The following is a 17198-nucleotide window of genomic DNA, read 5'->3' as shown; positions in this document are numbered from 1 at the left end:
TTGCGCGGCGAGTGCCGACGCGTCGAGCGACGCGTCGGCGGGGCGCACTCAGGGCGCTTCGTCGTCCGCCGAGAAAGTGCCCATGACCCACCCCCTCCCCGTCGACCCCGCCGCGTCGACGAACAACGACGCCAACCGAAGCCAGCGCGGCCCGGCGGAATCCCCCTCCCCGGTGTGGGCGGAGCACGTGGCCGACACCCTCCGGCAGGCCGTCACCGACCTGGACGGCCCCGCCCTCCCCCTCGCGAGCGGGCAGTGGCAGCTGATGGCGCCGATCGACTCGATCCTCCAGGCGCGCTACCGGTCGCCACGCTTTCGCGAGAGCGCCGTCGCGGCGACGCAGCATCTGCTGGACGGCATGGTCAAGGGCGGATCGCTGTCCGATTACGCCGCCGCCTACCGGGCCCTGACGCTGGCCTTCGACGGTCCCGGCAGCCGGGAGCGGTCCCCGCTCACCGTCTTCATCGCGCTCAGGAAGCTGGTGGTGATCGGCACGTGGCGGGAGCTCGGCGAGTACCGTCGCCTGCGTGCGAGTTCGTTGCTGGACGCCTTCATCGACGGGCTGTGGATGCCGCCCCACCAGGATCTCGCTCCGGTGGCCGCCGTATTGAAGCGGACCCTGGACGCCCTGCGCCCGCTGGCCATCGCCGAGGAAATGCACGCGGCGACCGCGGATTGGCGGCTCACGCAGCCGAACGCGCAGGCGCTGCGCGAGGAGGTGCTGCCCGAACTGCGCCGCCTGGCCGCGGACGCCATGCCCGAGCTGATCGCGCATCGACGCGACCTCGCCTGCGCCGAAATGGTGGACGGGCTCCTGGGGAACGCCGTCGTCCACTTCCATCGGGCCTACACCGAGCTGCGGGGCGTTCCGCCGTTGCCCCTGAGCACGCCGACGCAAGCGTCGGCGGGATTCAGGCAGCTGCTGAAGAAGGCCTGGAAGCTGCTGAACCCCCGGGTGGACGGCCAAGCCATCGCGACGGCGCGAGCGCTGGCCCAGACGTTCATCGCAGCGGTCGACGCGCCGGCGGGCGGGACCCTCGTGAAGCCGCTGGCGGACCATCTGATCGATCCCGGCCACCCGACCCGACGGACCACCGCAGCCCAGGCCGGCGTGTCCCTGGAACTGCACGACACGCTGCTGCGCCTGCGTGACGCCCGTCTCATCGGTCGCGTGGTCTGGGAGACCGATGTCGCGCCGTCGTATGGCACCTGGGTCGCCGGCGGCGCCGGATTCCAGACCGAGGAGGACCTGCGCGCCCACCTCGGGTCGGGCTGGCGGTACGACCCCGTGGCCGGATTCATGCCGGCGCCCGCGAAGGAGTTCGTGACGGCCGGCTCGGGAACGTCGGGCATCGGGGGCACGTCCGCGGCGCCCGGCGAGGCGGCCGCCGGTCCGAGCGCGCAGGCACGATCGAGCCGGTCGGGTTCGGACAGCGCCTCGACGGCGCCGAGCCTGGACTTTCCCGTCCCCCTGGACGTCGGCAGCGACTTCAGCTTCAACTCCGATCTCAGCGTGGGCAGCACGACGGGCAGCGATGGTCCGCACGACACGCACCGCACGCACCGCACGCACAGCGGGCACAGCGGGGCGACCTCCGGGTCGCTGCCTGACATCGGCCCGACCAGCGAGGGATCGATCTCGCTGGAGGACCTCTCCCCCAGCCTGGTCGGAGCCGACGCCGCCGACCCGGTGACCCGGCCTTCGTCGTCGGCGTCGACACCGGCGCCGACCTCCGCGTGGCCGCCCGGCTATCGGCCCTGGCGCAACCCCGCCGCCGCCGAGGCGCTCGTCGCGGGGCGGCTGACGTCCCGCGGCATCGGCACCGTCCCGTTGCGCCTCCCCGCTTCGCGACTCGACAGGACCGGGGTGCGGGACTGGATCTACGACCGCTGGGGGCTGGGGGCCGACGCGGACCCGCAGATCCGCGAGCGGCTGGGGATCGGGCTGCGCCCCCTGATCGGCCTCTTCGACGATCACCGCCGCTGGTTCCCCCACCTCGCCGGCTACCACGGCGTGGAGCCCGTGGCCTTCCTGCGTCTGCACGATCTGTTGCGCCAGCTGGCGCGAGATTTGCGCCCGACGCCGGACACCCCGGCGCTGGCAGACGCCGCCGGCCTGCTGGGGACCGCCACGAGACGCGAGCTGGAGATCGCGGCGCTGCCGGTTGTCGACGTCTGGTCGGTCGCCGACACGCTGGACTTCCTGGCGGCGCGCCATGGTCCCGACGGCGCGACGGTCGACGCGGACTGGCCGGCCTTCCAGGCGGTCGCCGCGACGACGCTGTATGCCACGCAGGCCGCCCGGCTCGGCCAGCCCTTCCATGTGGACATCGATCTCATCCGCCAGGACGTGGGCGCGACCCCGCCGGCCGGCATCGCGGAGCACTTCGGACGACTCCTGCCCGTGCTGGAGCAGCTGTCGGACACGGGCATCATCGGTCCGCTGATCGCGGTCACCAGACGCGAGCCGGGGCCGGGGCCGGCCGGACCGGCGAGCGGCGACGGGGTCCAGGTCGTGACAACGCGGTCCGTGCGCAGCCTGCTGGGCCTGACCCTCCCGGTGCCGTCCACGCTCGACCCCCCGCTGCCCGGCCTGTACGTGATGCGGCAACTGGCGCTGCAGGGTGGCCCGCACCGGCACTACGCGGCCGGACGGCGCGCTCAAGTGGCCGCCGGCGGCGGACGCATCACCTTCACCCGGTGGATCCCGACGTCCGGGGGCAAGGCATCGGCATCGCTGTCGGTCCACCTGGCGCCCACGCCCCGCTTTCCGATGAGCAGCTTGGCGGATGACGTCGACGAATGGAGCCTGCGCCTGCTGTCGGGCGATGGCGTGGTGGAACCCGCACGGGTCCTGCAACGCCTCGCGACGGACAAGGACGGCCACCTGTATGCCAGCGTGTTCGGCGGCGTCCCGGTCCTGCGCATCGCGCAGCGACAACCCGACGGCAGCCTGCGCGAAGACCCCTGGGGCGCGGAACAGGTGCGTCTGTTCCTGGACGGCATCGAGACGTCCGGCGACCGGATCGCCCTGGCCGTGACCGCCTGGAAGAACGCGCCGACGCCGGCCCGCGCCACGTCCGCCGCCTGGCGCCAGGCCTTGGACGAGGCCTTCTCCGGCCAGCCCGATCCCAAGCGCGCGCGGCCGGACCACTGGCAACTGGTGCTGCAGATGGACGACGAACCGGCCGCGCTGGAAGCCGCGCTGCGGCATGCGGTCAAGCGCAAGGGGGCGACGACCTGGATCCAGCTCGACCGCCACGGCAACAGCCGCGTGGTCACCGGCGAGGCCCTGCTCGACGAACCGGGCCGCTACCGCGCCATCAAGCTGATCGTCGTGGGCGACGCGTCGACCGACCCGGATCATCAGCGGCTGCTGAGCGGCTACACCGCCGATCAGCTGGCGCGCCGCCTCCGCGACTTCCTCGGCCCGCGGCTGGCCGGCGCGCGCGTCCACAAGGCCACCCTGTTGTCATGCGCCCTGGACAGCCCGCTGGCGAAGTCCAGCTTCTCCAAATCCTTCCTCGAGCGCTTCCAGGATTCCGGTCTGACCGCGTCCGGTTTCGCCGTGACGGCGTTCGCCCAGCCCGTGGTCTTCCCGGACGACGCGCCGGGCTCCACCCGTCGCGCGACCGTCGATCCCCTCGGCCAGTTGCGGCAGCGGGCGTGGAACACGACCTTCGTCACCGGTCGGCCGGCGCGGGGCGGTCCAGCCATCCGACGCACCGACAAGTACGCCGGCATCCCCGGGGGGGCCATCGACCTCACCGGCGACGTGACCGGCGGCATGACCGGCGGCATGACCCCCTCGATCGCCGCCACCGTGCTGGGTCGATCCGTCGACGGGGGCCACCCGGTGTCGCTTGAACCATTCCTGTCCGTCCTCGCGCGGCGGGCGCGCTTCGACGATCCGCTTCATCTGGACGACCTCGCCGGCCTCACGCCGGAGGCCGCGCTCCAGGCGCTGCGCGGCGCGGACGACGGCGCCCCCTGGATCCCGGACATCCCGCGCCTGTCCGCGGCCCTGTCGCGCACCGGGACCGAGCCCGTCGCCCTGGCCGCGGCGATGCGCCTGGCGGGATCGATGCTCGTCCTGCCGCCGGCGGATTTCGACCGGCTGGTCGCGCACGCCGCGGCTGATCCGACGTTCGCACGCGGCGTGGATCGCGCCCGCAGGATCCGGTCGAGGCGCCACGCGATCGCCGCCGGCCCGCACCCACTCCCAGGCGGCGGCACAGGCGCCGGCTGGCGCGGTCCGGCCGCCGTCCTCAACGCCTTCCAGCTGGCGCATGACTGGCGGCACATGGACGCGGTCACGACAGGGCTGGCCCTGGCCGATGCGTCCGATCTGGTGGCCTCTCCCTTGTCCGATGCGGTGGGCGCCTGGCTGGCCAGACGCGCGCCGCGCGCCGGCGGATCCCCGCTCCGCTGGACCGGACGGGGGCTCCCGGCCGTCGTCGACGTCGCCATGGCGGGCGTGAACGTGGCGATGCTGACGCGGCGCTGGCAGCAGTTCAACGATAGCGGCCTGGGCAGGGACAGCTACGAACATCGCGCGCTGCTCGCCGACACGGTCACCACCAGTCTGGTGCTCGGGACCGGTCTGTCGATGCGCGTCGCAGGACTGGTCGCGGGCCTGCAGGGCACCGCGCTGGCGGGCCGGGCCGCGATGGGGCTGAGCCTGCTGGGCCGCCTCGCTGGCCCCGCCGGCTGGGCGCTGTTCACCGCCGTGTCGGGCGGCGCCTCCATCGGCGTCTGGCTGGACGAGTACGGCGACCATCTGCGCGGGCCGCGCTCGGCCCGCGGCTGGTTGCGGCTGACCGGCGCGACCGTCGCGAAATTCTTCGGCTTCGACACGGACACCTTCGTCCGGGCGGTGACGGAGAAGCAGGCCAGGCAAGCGGCAAGCCAACGCGCCCAGGTCCTGCAGAACGACGACGAGGCGCGCTGGCGCCACCGGATCGACCTGCTTGCCAAGCGCGGCTTCGCCCGTTTCCATCATCCCCGCTTCGCCCATCGCGTGGTCCACGCGGCGTTCAAGACCGAGGGCGGCGATCCGCCCTTCTCGTTCATGTTGCAGGATCGGCGCACCCTCATCGGCATCGAGGCGCCGGTGCGCGACCTCGGCATCCGGACCGAGTTCGGCGCCACGGCCTGGCTCGACGGGGCTCACCATCGCTTCGACACGGAGGCGACGGCCGTCTCCAGGTCGCGGCAGCTGTTCGAGCTGGCCGGCGCCACCGGCCACACGATCGGCGGTCAGGGCGACGACGTCTTCCTGCTGGATCGCCACAGCGCCCTGTCCATCGAGGCCGGCGCCGGCCATGACGAACTGGTGCTGGACGCGGCCGGCGCCCATGTCGTGATGCGCGCACGGAGCGAGCCCGACGGCCGGGCGTCCTGGTCCTTGCACGCCTCCGACAGCGCCCGCGGCGACGTGTGGGGCCACAAGGTCGTCGTGAGCGGCATGGAAGCGCTGGCGCTGCGCGACGTCGCCTCGGCCGACGTGCAGGGCGGCCGGCCGGACGAGCGTTTCGATGTCTCGGGCCACCAGGTGCGCATTGCCGGCGGCGCCGGCCGCAACCTCTACCGGCTGCGCGCCGGCAACGAGGTGGTCTGCACCTCGTCCGAGGACCAGGCGTTCTGGCAGGCCGGCACGCCGGCCCGGATCGTGATGGCGGCGCCGTCGGCGCAGCTGCTGGTCGAGGTCGACGTCCTGCACGAATCGCTGACCCTGAAGCGCGAGGGCGACGCCCTGGTGGTGGACGCCGGCGGCGAACCGCTGATCCTGGCGCAGTTCTTCCAGGCCGACGACCGGCCGCCCCGGACGCTGACGCTCCGCGATGCCAGCGGCGTGCGTGTCACGCTGGAAGAGCCCCGGCAGCTCGACGGCACGGCGCAGTCGCTGGCGTCGCTGGCGCACGCGCAGCATTTCGCGCCCGGCACGGCGGTCGAGCGGCGGTCGCTGCTCACGGTCGACGCGCCGGTGCGGTATCACCTGCCGTCCGGCGCCGGCGCCTTCCACGCGCGGTCGGTGTCCGGCATGCCCCTGTTCATCGTGTTGGAGGTGCCGGTCGGACGCCTGCGCCATCGCCGCCAAGGCCAGGCGCTGATCCTCGAGGAGATGGGGCCCGCCCAGGCGCCCGGGGGATTCACGCCGCTGGCGCTGACGCTGCCGGGATTTGCAGCCGGGTACGCCGGGGCGCAGGCGCAGGACGTGACGCCGGTCGAAGGTCGATTCTCGATCTGGGCCCTGATCAACGCCGACGACGGCCCGCCTCGCGTCGCGCCGATCCGCTTGCCGGCACCCGACGCGCCCCCGGGGCCGGTGGAGGCCTTGCTCGTCGACGTCGTGGACCCGGCGCACGGCGCGGCGGCCTCGCCGCCACCGCGGTCCGAGGAACCGGCGCGCCGGTACGCGCGGATCGCCATCGATCCGGAGACGGGCGCGCAGGTCCACGACCCCTTCAACTTCCAGGACGACTATCTGGTGACCGCGGCCGGGACGCATCTGATCCGGGCCGTGCCCGCGCCGCGCGCGCTGCCGCTGACGCCGGAGGCGCCGGCACGCACGGTCTGGTTGCGCCAGGCGCCTCGCCATTACGCCCGGCGGCGCATCGATCTGTCATTGCTGCTCACGACCGGTGCGGGCGAGACCGCATCGGCGATCTTCGTGGAGGACTACTACCGCCATCCCGGCGTGTTGAGGTTCGGCTTCCCGCACGACGGCGGCGAGACGGCGATCGGCCTGCAGGTGCTGGCCGACGCCTGGCCGGGCGAACACGAACCCGGCCCCGCCGACATCCGTTCCGAGCTGACCGTGGGACTGCACGCCAGCGGCATCGAGGCGCCCGACATCGCGCGCGGCCTGGCGCTGCTGCACGCCCGGGTGCGAGGTCGCACGGGCCCCGCCGAACTGCCGGAGCGCGCGATCGTCGCGGCCTGGATGGCCCTGCGCGGCCTGTCCGATGAAGTCATCGACGCGCTGCACCCGGTCGATTTCCGAGCACTGCTGCGCATGGACCAGATGCTCTCCTTCCTGGACGCAGCGGGCATCACGCCGGCTTTCGAGGGGTCGGTGGCGAGTTCGACAGGGGAGGCGATGGCGGGCTCGACGGAGGAGGCGATGGCGGGCTGGATGACGGGGTACGCCGCTGGCGCCGTCGACACGCCGCTGCGTCTGGACCGGCACGGTCCCTTGCTGCTCGAGATGGCCGCGACGGACCGCCCCTGGGTCGATGTGGAGACCGCCCTCCGGAACGACCTGTCCCACGAGGAGTGGCGGGCCTTCATCGCCTGGCATGCGGCGCTGGACGGCGAACGCCCCGCATTGGCGACGGCGATGCCCGACTTCCTGCGCGTGCTGCGCCAGACGGGTGAGGGGACGCTCACCCTGCGCCCATGGACACGCTCGCTGGTGGCGGCCGCGTTGTCCTTGCGAGGACGCACGCCGGACGCCGCGTCGGACATCGCCCGGTCCATGCTGGCGGCGGGGACCTGCGACGAGGCGTGGATCCTGGGCATGCACCGGGCCGGCGTCAGGGACGCCGGCGCGTTGACCGCGCTCCGGCACGCGGGGACATCGCCTCAGGACCTGCTGCTGGGCAATCTTCAACGACGGCGTTATGAAGGTCTCACCGACCGCTCCGAGCTGATCCAGGTGGAGGTCAGCGACGCGCTAAGCACGGTGCTGCCGACATCGCGCAGCTACTTCCGGTCGCCTCACTACTTGCGGCTGGACGAAGACGGCATGGGCTTCGAGCGCCGGGACGCGGCGCGCCAGCCCCGCGTGCACTACGACATCGTGCCGGGCGAGGTGTTGCTGTCGCCTCCTCCCGTGATGAAGAACGAGGACGACGACGCCTCCCGCTGGAACCTCATGAGCGGCCCGCTCACGGTGATCCGTCCCAAACCGCCCAAGCCGGCCGATCCCGCGTGGACACCGGCACTGCTGGCGCAGGCGGGCGGCATCGAGCAGGTCACCGAAGCGCTGCCGCCGGGACGGCGGTGGTGGGCGCACAGCGAGCCGGGCAACCTGGTCGACGGCCTGGAGCGCGCCGAAGATGCGTATGCCTGGCGGCCGCCGTCGGCGGCGGCGACCGACGGAACGCTCGTGCTGGGGCCGTCGGCGGCGATCCGCTTCGACTTCGCGCACAGCATCGCGCTGAGATCGCTGACGATCCATGCCGTGCCCGATCCGCTGCCCCATCCTCGGCTGGCAGGCCAGACGGCGGGTCGATGGCAGCTGCAAGCCGTGGACGGCCAGGAGCGGATCCGCGTCCTGGCGCGACAGATCGAGATCGACGGTCGAGCGGTGCTGACGATCCCCGTGGACACCGGCGGCGTGCCGTACCGCTGCTACCGGCTGCAGGGCGAGGACGGCTATTTTCCGACGGAGAGCTGGCTGACGGAGGTGACGTTCACGACGGAGGCTGCCGGACGTTCCGAGCCGGTCCGCCAGGCGGCGCTGCTGGCTCAGGCGGTGGGGGAGGAAGGGCACGCCATGGCCTCCGGTTCGTCGATCGCGTCGGCGTCATCGGCGCGATCGACGTCGGCTGGCCTGCTGGCGGGGTCAGTCCTTGCCTAACAAAGAAGCGTTAGGACTGCCATCGCCGCGGGGAAGTGAGACAGCGTTCACCACGCCGCGAGGACCTCTTCCGCCAACCCGAAGGCGGTGCTCGCGCCGGTGCCGCTGGTGACGATCACCAGTCGCGTGCGCTCGTCCGGTGCTTCGACGAGGCACGGCGCCGTCGCGCTGACCGGATAGACGCCGGTCCAGCGCTCGACGACCTCCAGCGACGGCAGCGCGAGTTGCCGATGCAGCTCGTCGAGGATCAGCCGGTCCACCGCCTCGCTCGCGAACGGCGGCAGCACCGGGCCGTAGTGGTGCGAGTCGCCGACGACCAGCGTGCCGTCGGCGCTCTGCACCGCGATCAGGTGGATGCCGTGGGCCAGCGCGTCATGGCGCTCGGCGGACAGCCGGCGCAGCAGCGGCTGCGCCTCGGGCAGCGCCGAGTAGCCCTCGTAGCGCACCAGGCTCAGATCGGCCATCAGCGCGGCGTTCAGCCGGAACCCCGACGGCGGCCGCACGCGCAGCATCTGCAGCTGGCACAGCGAGAGCGCATGCGGCGTCCAGCGGTCGGCGAAAAGGCCGTGCAGCTCCGCGCCGGCGCAGACCGTGACGCGCTCGGCGCGGTAGCTCGCGCGGGAGGTGCGCACGTGCGGGGCTTCGACCGCCAGCACCGATTCGCCGAAACGGAACTCGACGCCGTGGCGCTCCGCGAGCCACGCGGCGATGCGCGGGATCGCGTCGCGCGATTCGACGCGCAGCTCGTGCGGGCTCACCAGCGCGCCGAGCAGGGTGTCGCCGGTCTCTCCCCGCGCGCGCAGGCCGGGCTGGCGCGTCATCGCGCCGTGGGCGCCGACGCGCGCGCAGCCCTCGCCCATCTCGGTGGCGAGGAAGGCGTCCAGCAGCGCCTCGGATTCCTCGCAGCGCGCGGCCAGGAGCAGGCCGGCATGCTCGATGCGCAGGCCGGCCTGCGGCGCGAGCTCGGCCCAGAGATCGCGCGAACGCCGCGCGCGGCGCCAGTGCGCGCCGCGCTGCTGGCCGGTCACGGTGACGAAGCCGAAATTGCGGATGGACGCGCCGATGCAGGCCGCGTCGCGCTCGACGACGACGACGCGCCAGCCGCGCTTCGCGCCGGCCCAGGCATGGGCCAGGCCGACGATGCCGGCGCCGACCACGAGGAGGTCACAGTTCATGGGAATGCCGATCGAATCAAGGGAATACGCCGTTCTTACTGCCAGCGGCGGTGGAAGTGCTGCGGCGTTCCTAACACTATCGCGCGCGCCACCGCTGGGTGCGTTGTATGAGCACATGCCCGACGAGCCCGATGACACCGCGCCCAACGGCCGCGGTCACGAACAGCAGCGTCGCCATCGCCGCAGCCGGCGCGGTGTCCCCGGCGTCGTCCATGGCCAGCACGGCGATCGCGGCCAGCGTCGTGTCGGGCGAGTAGAGGAACACCACCGCCGACACCGTCGTCAGCGCGCTGACGAAGAAGTAGCCCGCGACCTGCACCAGCGTCGGGATCGCGATGGGCAGGTGCACGCGGCGCAGGTGCGTCCAGAACGGCAGGCCGAGCGATTCGGCGACGCGCTCGTATTCCGGGTCGAGCTGGCGCAGCGCGCCCAGCTGCGTCAGGTGCGCGACCGAGTAGTAATGCGCCACCGCGCACAGCACCAGCAGGCCGATCCCGCCGTACCAGCCGCGCAGCGGATTCCACGGCGCGTTGAAGAACAGGATGTAGCCCAGGCCGAGCGCCAGACCCGGCACCGCCATCGGCAGCGTGGCCAGCGCGTTGAGCGCGCCGCGCGCGGCGACGACGCCGCGCGGCTTGTCGACCAGCCAGGCCAGCAGGAAGCTCAACGCCGCGCCGACGACCGCGGTCCACGCGGCCAGACGCAGCGAGTTCCCGTAGCTGGCCCAGCCGCCGCCGTCGCTCATGTCGAACTGGTAGTGGGACCAGGTCGGCGTCAGCTGATACGGCCAGTACTGCGCGAACGACGCGTAGACCGCGATGCCGAAGACGCCGACCAGCGCCGCGGCGATCAGCGCGCAGTACAGCAGCGCGGCGAGGTCCCGTGCTGCGCTCGGCAACGGGACATGAGGGACGGCGCGCAGGCTCAGCACGGCGCGTTGACGGGCGCGCAGGCGCTGCTCCAGCCCGAAGGCGCCGAGCGCCGGCAACAGCAGCAGCATCGCGACCACGGCGCCGCGGTCCAGGCGCTGCTGGCCGACGACTTCCTTGTAGATGTCGGTGGCCAGCATCGCGGTCTGCCCGCCGACGACCTTGGGCACCCCGAAGTCGGTCAGCACCAGCACGAACACGACCACCAGCGAGATCAGCAGCCCGTAACGGCTGGCCGGCAGCGTCACCGTGCGGAAGACGCGCCAGCCCCCGGCGCCGAGGCAGCGCGCCGCCTCAATCGTCCGCGCGTCGCTGCTGGACAGCGTCGTGACGAGGATCAGCATCGCGTGCGGGAAGGTCCACAGCACCGATCCCAGCACGATGCCGGCGGGTCCGTAGATGCTGTCGATGCCGAGCGCCTGCATCGGCCCCTTCAACAGGCCCTGGTTGCCGAAGGCATAGACCAGCCCGATGGCGGCCAGCAGCGACGGCGCGAGCAGCGGCAGCAGCGCCAGTGCTCGCCACAACCCCTTGGCCGGCAAGGTGGTGTGCGTCAGCGCCCAGGCATAGCCGTAGGCGAGCGCGACGCAGACGGCGGCGGAGACGGCCGACAGCGCGACGCTGTTCCACGCGGCGAGCCACCGACCGGTCGAGAAATAGGCGATGAAATGCGACGCGCCGACGAAACGGCCCTGCCCGTCGAGCACGCTCTGCGCGAGCAGCGACACCAGCGGCAGCAGGATGATCACGGCCAGCGCGACGAGCCCGGCGGCCAGCAGCGCGCGCAACACCCAGGCTTCGACGCGCCGGCGCTTGGGAAGCCCGGTTCCCGCCGCGTTCGAGACGCTCTCCGGAAGCCCCTCTCCCGCACTGCGGGAGAGGGGTTGGGGTGAGGGTGGTGCCAGTACGCCGCCCCTCCCCCCCCGCCCTCTCCCGCGGTGCGGGAGAGGGGGCCATCGGGCGCCTGGGACGTCCTCGACGCTCACGCCGCCCTCCGCATCGACAGCGGCGCGTCGAAGAGTTGCAGCGCCTCGGCCGGCAGGCGCAGGCCGCGCATCTCGCCTTCGCTGAGTCCGGCGGCTTCGCCGCTGGGAATCTCCAGCATCAACGCGCCGCCGACGCCCGCGCCCGCGCCCGCGCCTGCACCGGCACCGGATCCGCATCCGACCCCCAGCGCCTCGCAGCGCAGCAGCACCTGCGTGACGGCGCCGTGGAACTGCAGCGTCTCGATGCGGGCGCGCAGCATGGCGCCCTCCCCGTCCAGCAGACGGATCGCCTCGGGGCGGATGCCCACGCGCACGACGCTGCCGGTCTTGTAGGCGCTGGTGTCGCAGCCCAGCAGTGTGGTGCCCACGCGCACGCGCCCATCGGCGACGACCTGCCCATCCATCCAGTTCATCCGTCCGACGAAGCCGGCCACCAGCGCGCTCGCCGGCCGGTCGTAGAGCTGCCGCGGCGCGCCCTGCTGCGCGATCTGGCCCTTGGCGAGCAGCACCACCCGGTCCGACATCGCCAGCGCCTCTTCCTGGTCGTGCGTCACCATCAAGGTGGTGATGCCCAGCCGCTGCTGCAGCGCGCGGATCTCGGTGCGCAGTTCCAGCCGCACCTGCGCGTCGAGCGCCGACAGCGGCTCGTCGAGCAGCAGCAGCTTCGGTCCCGGCGCCAGCGCGCGGGCCAGCGCGACGCGCTGCTGCTGCCCGCCGGACAGCTGCGCCGGAAACTTGCCGGCCTGGTCGAGCAGCCCAACCAGCGCGAGCATCTCCTCCGCGCGCTCCGCGGCCTCGCGCCGGGGCATCTCGTTGAGCCCGTAACGGACGTTCTCGCGCGCCGTCAGGTTGGGGAACAGCGCATAGGACTGGAACACCACGCCGAAGCGCCGCTGCGACGCGGGCCAGGCGGTGATGTCCAGGCCGTGCATCAGCACCTGGCCGAACTCCGGCGTCTCGATGCCGCAGACGACGCGCAGCAGCGTCGTCTTGCCACAGCCCGAGGGGCCCAGCAGCGACACGAACTCGCCGGCGGGCAGGTCCAGGTCGATGCCTTGCAGCACCGTCTGCGTGCCGAAACGCTTGGTGATCTGGCGCAGATGCAGCATGGGGAGGTCCGGTCTCGGGCTCAGGGGCGGATCACTTCTTCTCGGCCTTGGCCTCGTAGCGGCGCGACCACTCGGCGAGGATGCGGTCGCGGTTCGCGGCGGCCCAGTTGAAGTCGTTCTTCGCCAGCAGCTTGTCGAGGTCGGAAGGAACGTACTCCAGCTGCTCCTGCACGGAGGGCAGCGCCAGCACGGCGAAGTTCTTCGCATAGAGCTCGTTGGCCTTGCGCGTCACGGCCCAGTCGGCCAGCGCCCTGGCGGCGTCCAGCTTCTTCGTCGTCTTCATGACGGCCGTGGCCTCGACGTCCCAGCCCAGGCCTTCCTTGGGGAACACGATGTCGATGGGCGCGCCCTCCTTCTTGGTCTTGTTGGCGCGGTACTCGAAGGACAGGCCGACCGGGAATTCGCCGGCGCCGGCCTGGCGGCAGGGCTTGGAGCCGCTGTGCGTGTAGACGCCCATGTTCTGGTGGAGCGCGTCCATGAAGGCCCAGCCTTTGGCTTCGCCCATCATCTGCAGCCAGGCGGAGACCATCAGGTAGCCGGTGCCGCTGGAGGCCGGATGCGGCATGGTCAGCAGGCCCTTGTAGACGGGCTGGGTCAGGTCGTTCCAGGAGGTCGGCTTCGGCAGGCTGCGCTTGGCCGCCTCCGCGGTGTTGAAGCAGACCGCCGAGGACCACAGGTCCATGCCGACCCAGGTCGGCTGCGGACGCGGGTCGCGCATCGTCGCGCGGACCTGCTCCAGGCCCTTGGGCGCGTAGGCGGCGAGCATGCCTTCCTTGTCCAGCAGCATCAGCGAGGTCGCGGCCAGGCCCCAGACGACGTCGGCCTGCGGGTTGGCCTTCTCGGCCAGCAGCCGGGCGGTGACGATGCCAGTGGACTCGCGGACGAACTTCAGCTCGATGGCGGGGTAGTCCTGCTCGAAGGCGGTCTTGTAGGCCTTGATCTGGTCGGCTTCGAGGGCGCTGTAGACCAGCAGTTCGGTCTTGCCTTGTCCGCCCTGGCTCCCCTGGGCATGGACCTCGGGGCTGGTCAGCGCGGCGATCGCGGCCAGGGCCAGCGCCGCGGCGGCGTGCAGGACGGTGGACAAGGGACTCGACCGGGTGGTCGACAGGGAGGGGGTCGGCATGGGCGCTCCAGCGGGCGGTGGTCGATGGGGGACACTGTAGGAATGGCATATGTCATTGACGCGTCAGACGCCCCAAGTTCACCGAAACCGGTATTGGCCGTTTTGGGGGATCCGGCCGTTTTGGGGGATCCGTCCCATCCGGGGAGGCTGCCGTGCTTGTGAACCAGTTGAAGGCCTTCTTCGCCGTGGCGCGGCTGGGGTCCATCACCGGCGCGGCGAAGCAGCTGGGGCTGTCCCAGCCCACGGTGACGACGCAGATCCGCGCACTGGAGGAGCAGTACGGGGTGGAGCTCTTCCACCGCGGCGGCGGCCGGCTCAGCCTGAGCGACGCGGGCCGGCGGCTGATGCCGCAGGTGGACGCGCTGCTGCAGCAGGAGCTGGACATCGAGTTCGCGTTGCGCGACTCGGCCGAGCTGCGCGGCGGCACGCTGCGGCTGGGCGCGACGGCGCCGTACTACACGTTGACCCTGGCGCAGCGTTTCAGGACGCGGCACCCGCTGGTGGAGCTGAGCATCTCCGCTGGCAACTCACGGCAGATGGTGGATGCGCTGCTGGCCTATGAGGTGGACCTGGCGACCTCCAGCCACCTGGAGGAGGACGCGCGGCTGCACCGTGTGGAGCTGGGCGCGGATCCGCTGGTCCTGCTACTGCCGCGCGGCCATGCGCTGGCGCGTCGCGCGGCGGTGCCGCTGGCGGCGCTGGCCGGGGAGACACTGCTGGTGCGCGAACGCGGCTCGATGACGCGCACGCTGAGCGAGCAGGCACTCGACGCCGCGGCTGTGCGCCCGAAGGCGCAGATGGAGATCGCCAGCCGGGAGGCGCTGCGCGAGGCGGTGGTGCGCGGGCTGGGGCTCAGCATCTTCGCCGCGCACGAAACGGGCCGGCATCCGGATCTGATCGCCCTGCCCTTCGAGCAGGACATGCCGCTGGTGCGCGAGTACCTCTACTGCCTGCGCGAGCGGCAGGCCGCCACGCTGGTGGCGGCGATGCTGGGCTGCGTGCGGGCGGAGGACTGAAGCCTCCGCCGCACACGAGGGCGCGCCGGGATGGCTCGTGGATGAGGATCGCGGGCGAGGACCGTGTGCGCCGGCTTACTGCCCGCCCTGTTGCGCCGCCGGCGCGTCCTTCAGATTCTTCGCAAGGAAGGCTTCGAGGCGCTTGGCGAAGTCCACGCTGTTCTCGAGGTTGCCGAAGCCGTGGCCTTCACCGCGGTAGGTGACCCACTCCGGCGGGCGGCCGGCCTTGATCAGCGCGTCGCGCATGCGCTCGCCGTGCTCGATCGGCACGCGGCGGTCGCGTTCGCCGTACACCAGCATCAGCGGCGCGCGGATGCGGTCGGCCAGCAGCACCGGCGAATTGGCCTTCAGCATGTCGGCATCCTTCACCGGATCGCCGATCTCCGTGGGTGCCTGGAAGGTCCGGTACGAACTGCCGAGGTCGTCGTCCACCCAGCGATCGCCCTTGAGCAGCAGCATCAGGTCGGTGGGACCGGCCGAAGCGATGCCGCAGCGGTAGAGGTCGCCGTCCTTGGCCAGCCCCATCAGCGTGCTGTAGCCGCCGTAGCTGCTGCCGAAGATGCAGGCGCGATCCGTGGCGAGCTTCTTGGACTGTGCCCAGCGCAGGGCGTCCGCGACGTCGTCCTGCATGGCCTGACCCCACTGCTTGTAGCCGGCGCGGAAATGCCGGTCGCCATAGCCCTGACTGCCCCGGAACTCCGGTTCGATCACCAGGTAGCCGCGCGACGCCAGGAACTGCGCCGTTTCGTCCCAGTCCCAGACGCGGCCGCGCACGAACGGTCCGCCGTGCACCAGCACCACGGCCGGCGCGGGCTTGTCCGGGGCGACGCCGTGGGGCAAGGTCAGCCAGACCGGCACTTCCACCCCGTCGCGGGCCTTGATGCGATGCAGCTCCTGCCCGGCCATGGTGCGCGGGTCCACGTCCGGATGCTGCGGGCCGACGGCCGACCAGCGCTCCGACTCGGGCGCGGCGGCGCGATAGACCCAGTACGACCCGGGATCGCGGTCCGAGTAGTTGCGCACCAGCGCGACCATGTCCGGCTTGCCGCAGCGGGCGCACTGGACGTCGTTGACGCCCTCGGTGAAGCGGGCGTCGACCTGCTTCTGGAAGTCGCGCATCGCGGGGTCGAACCAGGCGGTGGCCGAGGCGTCGGTCTGGTAGCGGATGCCGACGGTGCGACCCGCGTCGAGGATCACCTGCGGCTCCGGATCGAAGCCCGGCGTGCTCAGCAGGGCGCGCGGCTCGGGCTGTTTCGTCTGGAAGTCGAAACGGGTCAGCACGGTGTAGCGCTGCGGGCCTTCGAGGCGTTCGACGAACAGGCGGCCGCCGTCGTCCACCGCGACGGGCACGAAGGGCAGGCCCAGCAGGTCGCCGCGGGTGATCTCGGTCCAGGTCTTCTCGCCGGGGGCGCGCCAGTAGGCGGTGCGCACGTTCTCCTGCTCGGTCAGGACGACGCGGGCCTCGCCGTGGCTGTCGAAGAGAAAGCGGTACGCGCCGCGCGGCTCGTCGAAGGTCGCCGCCTGCGCGCGGCCCGTGTCGATGTTGAGCCAGAACGGCGTGTAGGCGCTGGTGTTGTTGGAGCGGTTGAGGCCGTAACGGCCGACCAGCACGCGGTTGCCGGGTTCGCCCGCATGAGGGAACGGCACGCCGAGCAGGACATGGTTGAAGGTCAGCGCGCCGCCGAAGGCCTTGCGTTCGCCTTCGCCGTCGCTGTCGCGCTGGACGATCTGGCGCACGCCGGAGCCGTCGGCCGCGACCGAGAAGAGTCCGCTGGCCTGGTAGTGGGTGCCGGAGGCGATGCGGCGGTCGGTGGCGGAGAAGACCAGCTTGTCGTCGTTGACCCATTGGAAGGTGCCGACGTCGTCGTTGCTGAACTGGACCACGCGGCGGGCCTCGATCTTCGCGCCCAGCTCGAACACGTAGAGGCCGACGCGACGACCGGCGGCGCCGGGCGCGGCAATGGCCAGCCGCTTGCCGGTGGGCGAGAGCTTGGCCTCCAGCAACGTGGCTTCCTTGAAGAAGACCTCCGCAGGCACGGATGCAGGCGCGGGCGCGGGTTGCGCGAAGGCCGCGCCGTGCAGGCCGCCCAGCGTGAGGGCGAACGACAGCGCGCAGCGGCGCGCGGCGGAGATCGGTGTCATGAGCTACTCCCTGTTCCACCGCGCCGCGCGTGCGGCCGGGGATGGTCTTCTGATGGCGAGGGATGCTAGCCGCGCACAAGGGCGCAAGGTCTGGGGGATGTCCCGGAGCAGGAGGCCCTCTTCGGAGGGAA

Annotated in this window: 7 protein-coding genes; 2 read left to right on the top strand and 5 right to left on the bottom strand. The window is 72.0% G+C overall.

The window, feature by feature from the left end; translation table 11 throughout:
- The first annotated feature begins 82 nt into the window (after positions 1–82).
- Entirely contained in the window at positions 83–8587 is an 8505-nt protein-coding gene (locus PV762_RS02150; protein WP_421033372.1) for a C80 family cysteine peptidase, read from the top strand.
- 47 nt (positions 8588–8634) lie between these two features.
- Here PV762_RS02150 and PV762_RS02145 read toward each other — a convergent pair whose 3' ends face one another.
- The 4 genes from PV762_RS02145 to PV762_RS02130 all read right to left on the bottom strand — a co-directional run bounded on the left by PV762_RS02145 (position 8635) and on the right by PV762_RS02130 (position 13909).
- Positions 8635–9762 carry a TIGR03364 family FAD-dependent oxidoreductase gene (locus PV762_RS02145; RefSeq protein ID WP_421033371.1) on the bottom strand — a complete coding sequence of 376 codons (1128 nt, stop codon included), beginning with the start codon at positions 9760–9762 and terminating at the stop codon, positions 8635–8637.
- A gap of 76 nt (positions 9763–9838) precedes the next feature.
- Positions 9839–11482, bottom strand: coding sequence for a putative 2-aminoethylphosphonate ABC transporter permease subunit (locus PV762_RS02140; RefSeq protein WP_421033370.1), 1644 nt, complete (start codon positions 11480–11482; stop codon positions 9839–9841).
- 191 nt (positions 11483–11673) lie between these two features.
- On the bottom strand, positions 11674–12786 hold the full coding sequence (locus PV762_RS02135) for an ABC transporter ATP-binding protein (RefSeq protein WP_421033369.1): 1113 nt from the start codon (positions 12784–12786) through the stop codon (positions 11674–11676).
- 31 nt (positions 12787–12817) lie between these two features.
- Complete coding sequence (locus PV762_RS02130) at positions 12818–13909, bottom strand: putative 2-aminoethylphosphonate ABC transporter substrate-binding protein (RefSeq protein WP_421033368.1); 1092 nt, start codon at positions 13907–13909, stop codon at positions 12818–12820.
- A 152-nt stretch (positions 13910–14061) separates the two neighbouring features.
- Between PV762_RS02130 and PV762_RS02125 the strand changes: the two genes are divergently transcribed.
- Positions 14062–14925: a LysR substrate-binding domain-containing protein gene (locus PV762_RS02125; RefSeq protein WP_421033367.1), complete on the top strand. Its 864-nt coding sequence runs from the start codon at positions 14062–14064 to the stop codon at positions 14923–14925.
- 75 nt (positions 14926–15000) lie between these two features.
- On the opposite strand, the gene PV762_RS02120 is transcribed toward PV762_RS02125, so the two are convergent.
- On the bottom strand, positions 15001–17067 hold the full coding sequence (locus PV762_RS02120; protein WP_421033366.1) for an alpha/beta hydrolase family protein: 2067 nt from the start codon (positions 17065–17067) through the stop codon (positions 15001–15003).
- Positions 17068–17198: the final 131 nt, after the last annotated feature.

Source organism: Mitsuaria sp. CC2, from assembly GCF_048957715.1.
GTDB lineage: Bacteria > Pseudomonadota > Gammaproteobacteria > Burkholderiales > Burkholderiaceae_C > Roseateles.
Note: the sequence above shows the minus strand (reverse complement) of the source record. Positions and strands in the feature narration are given on the sequence as shown.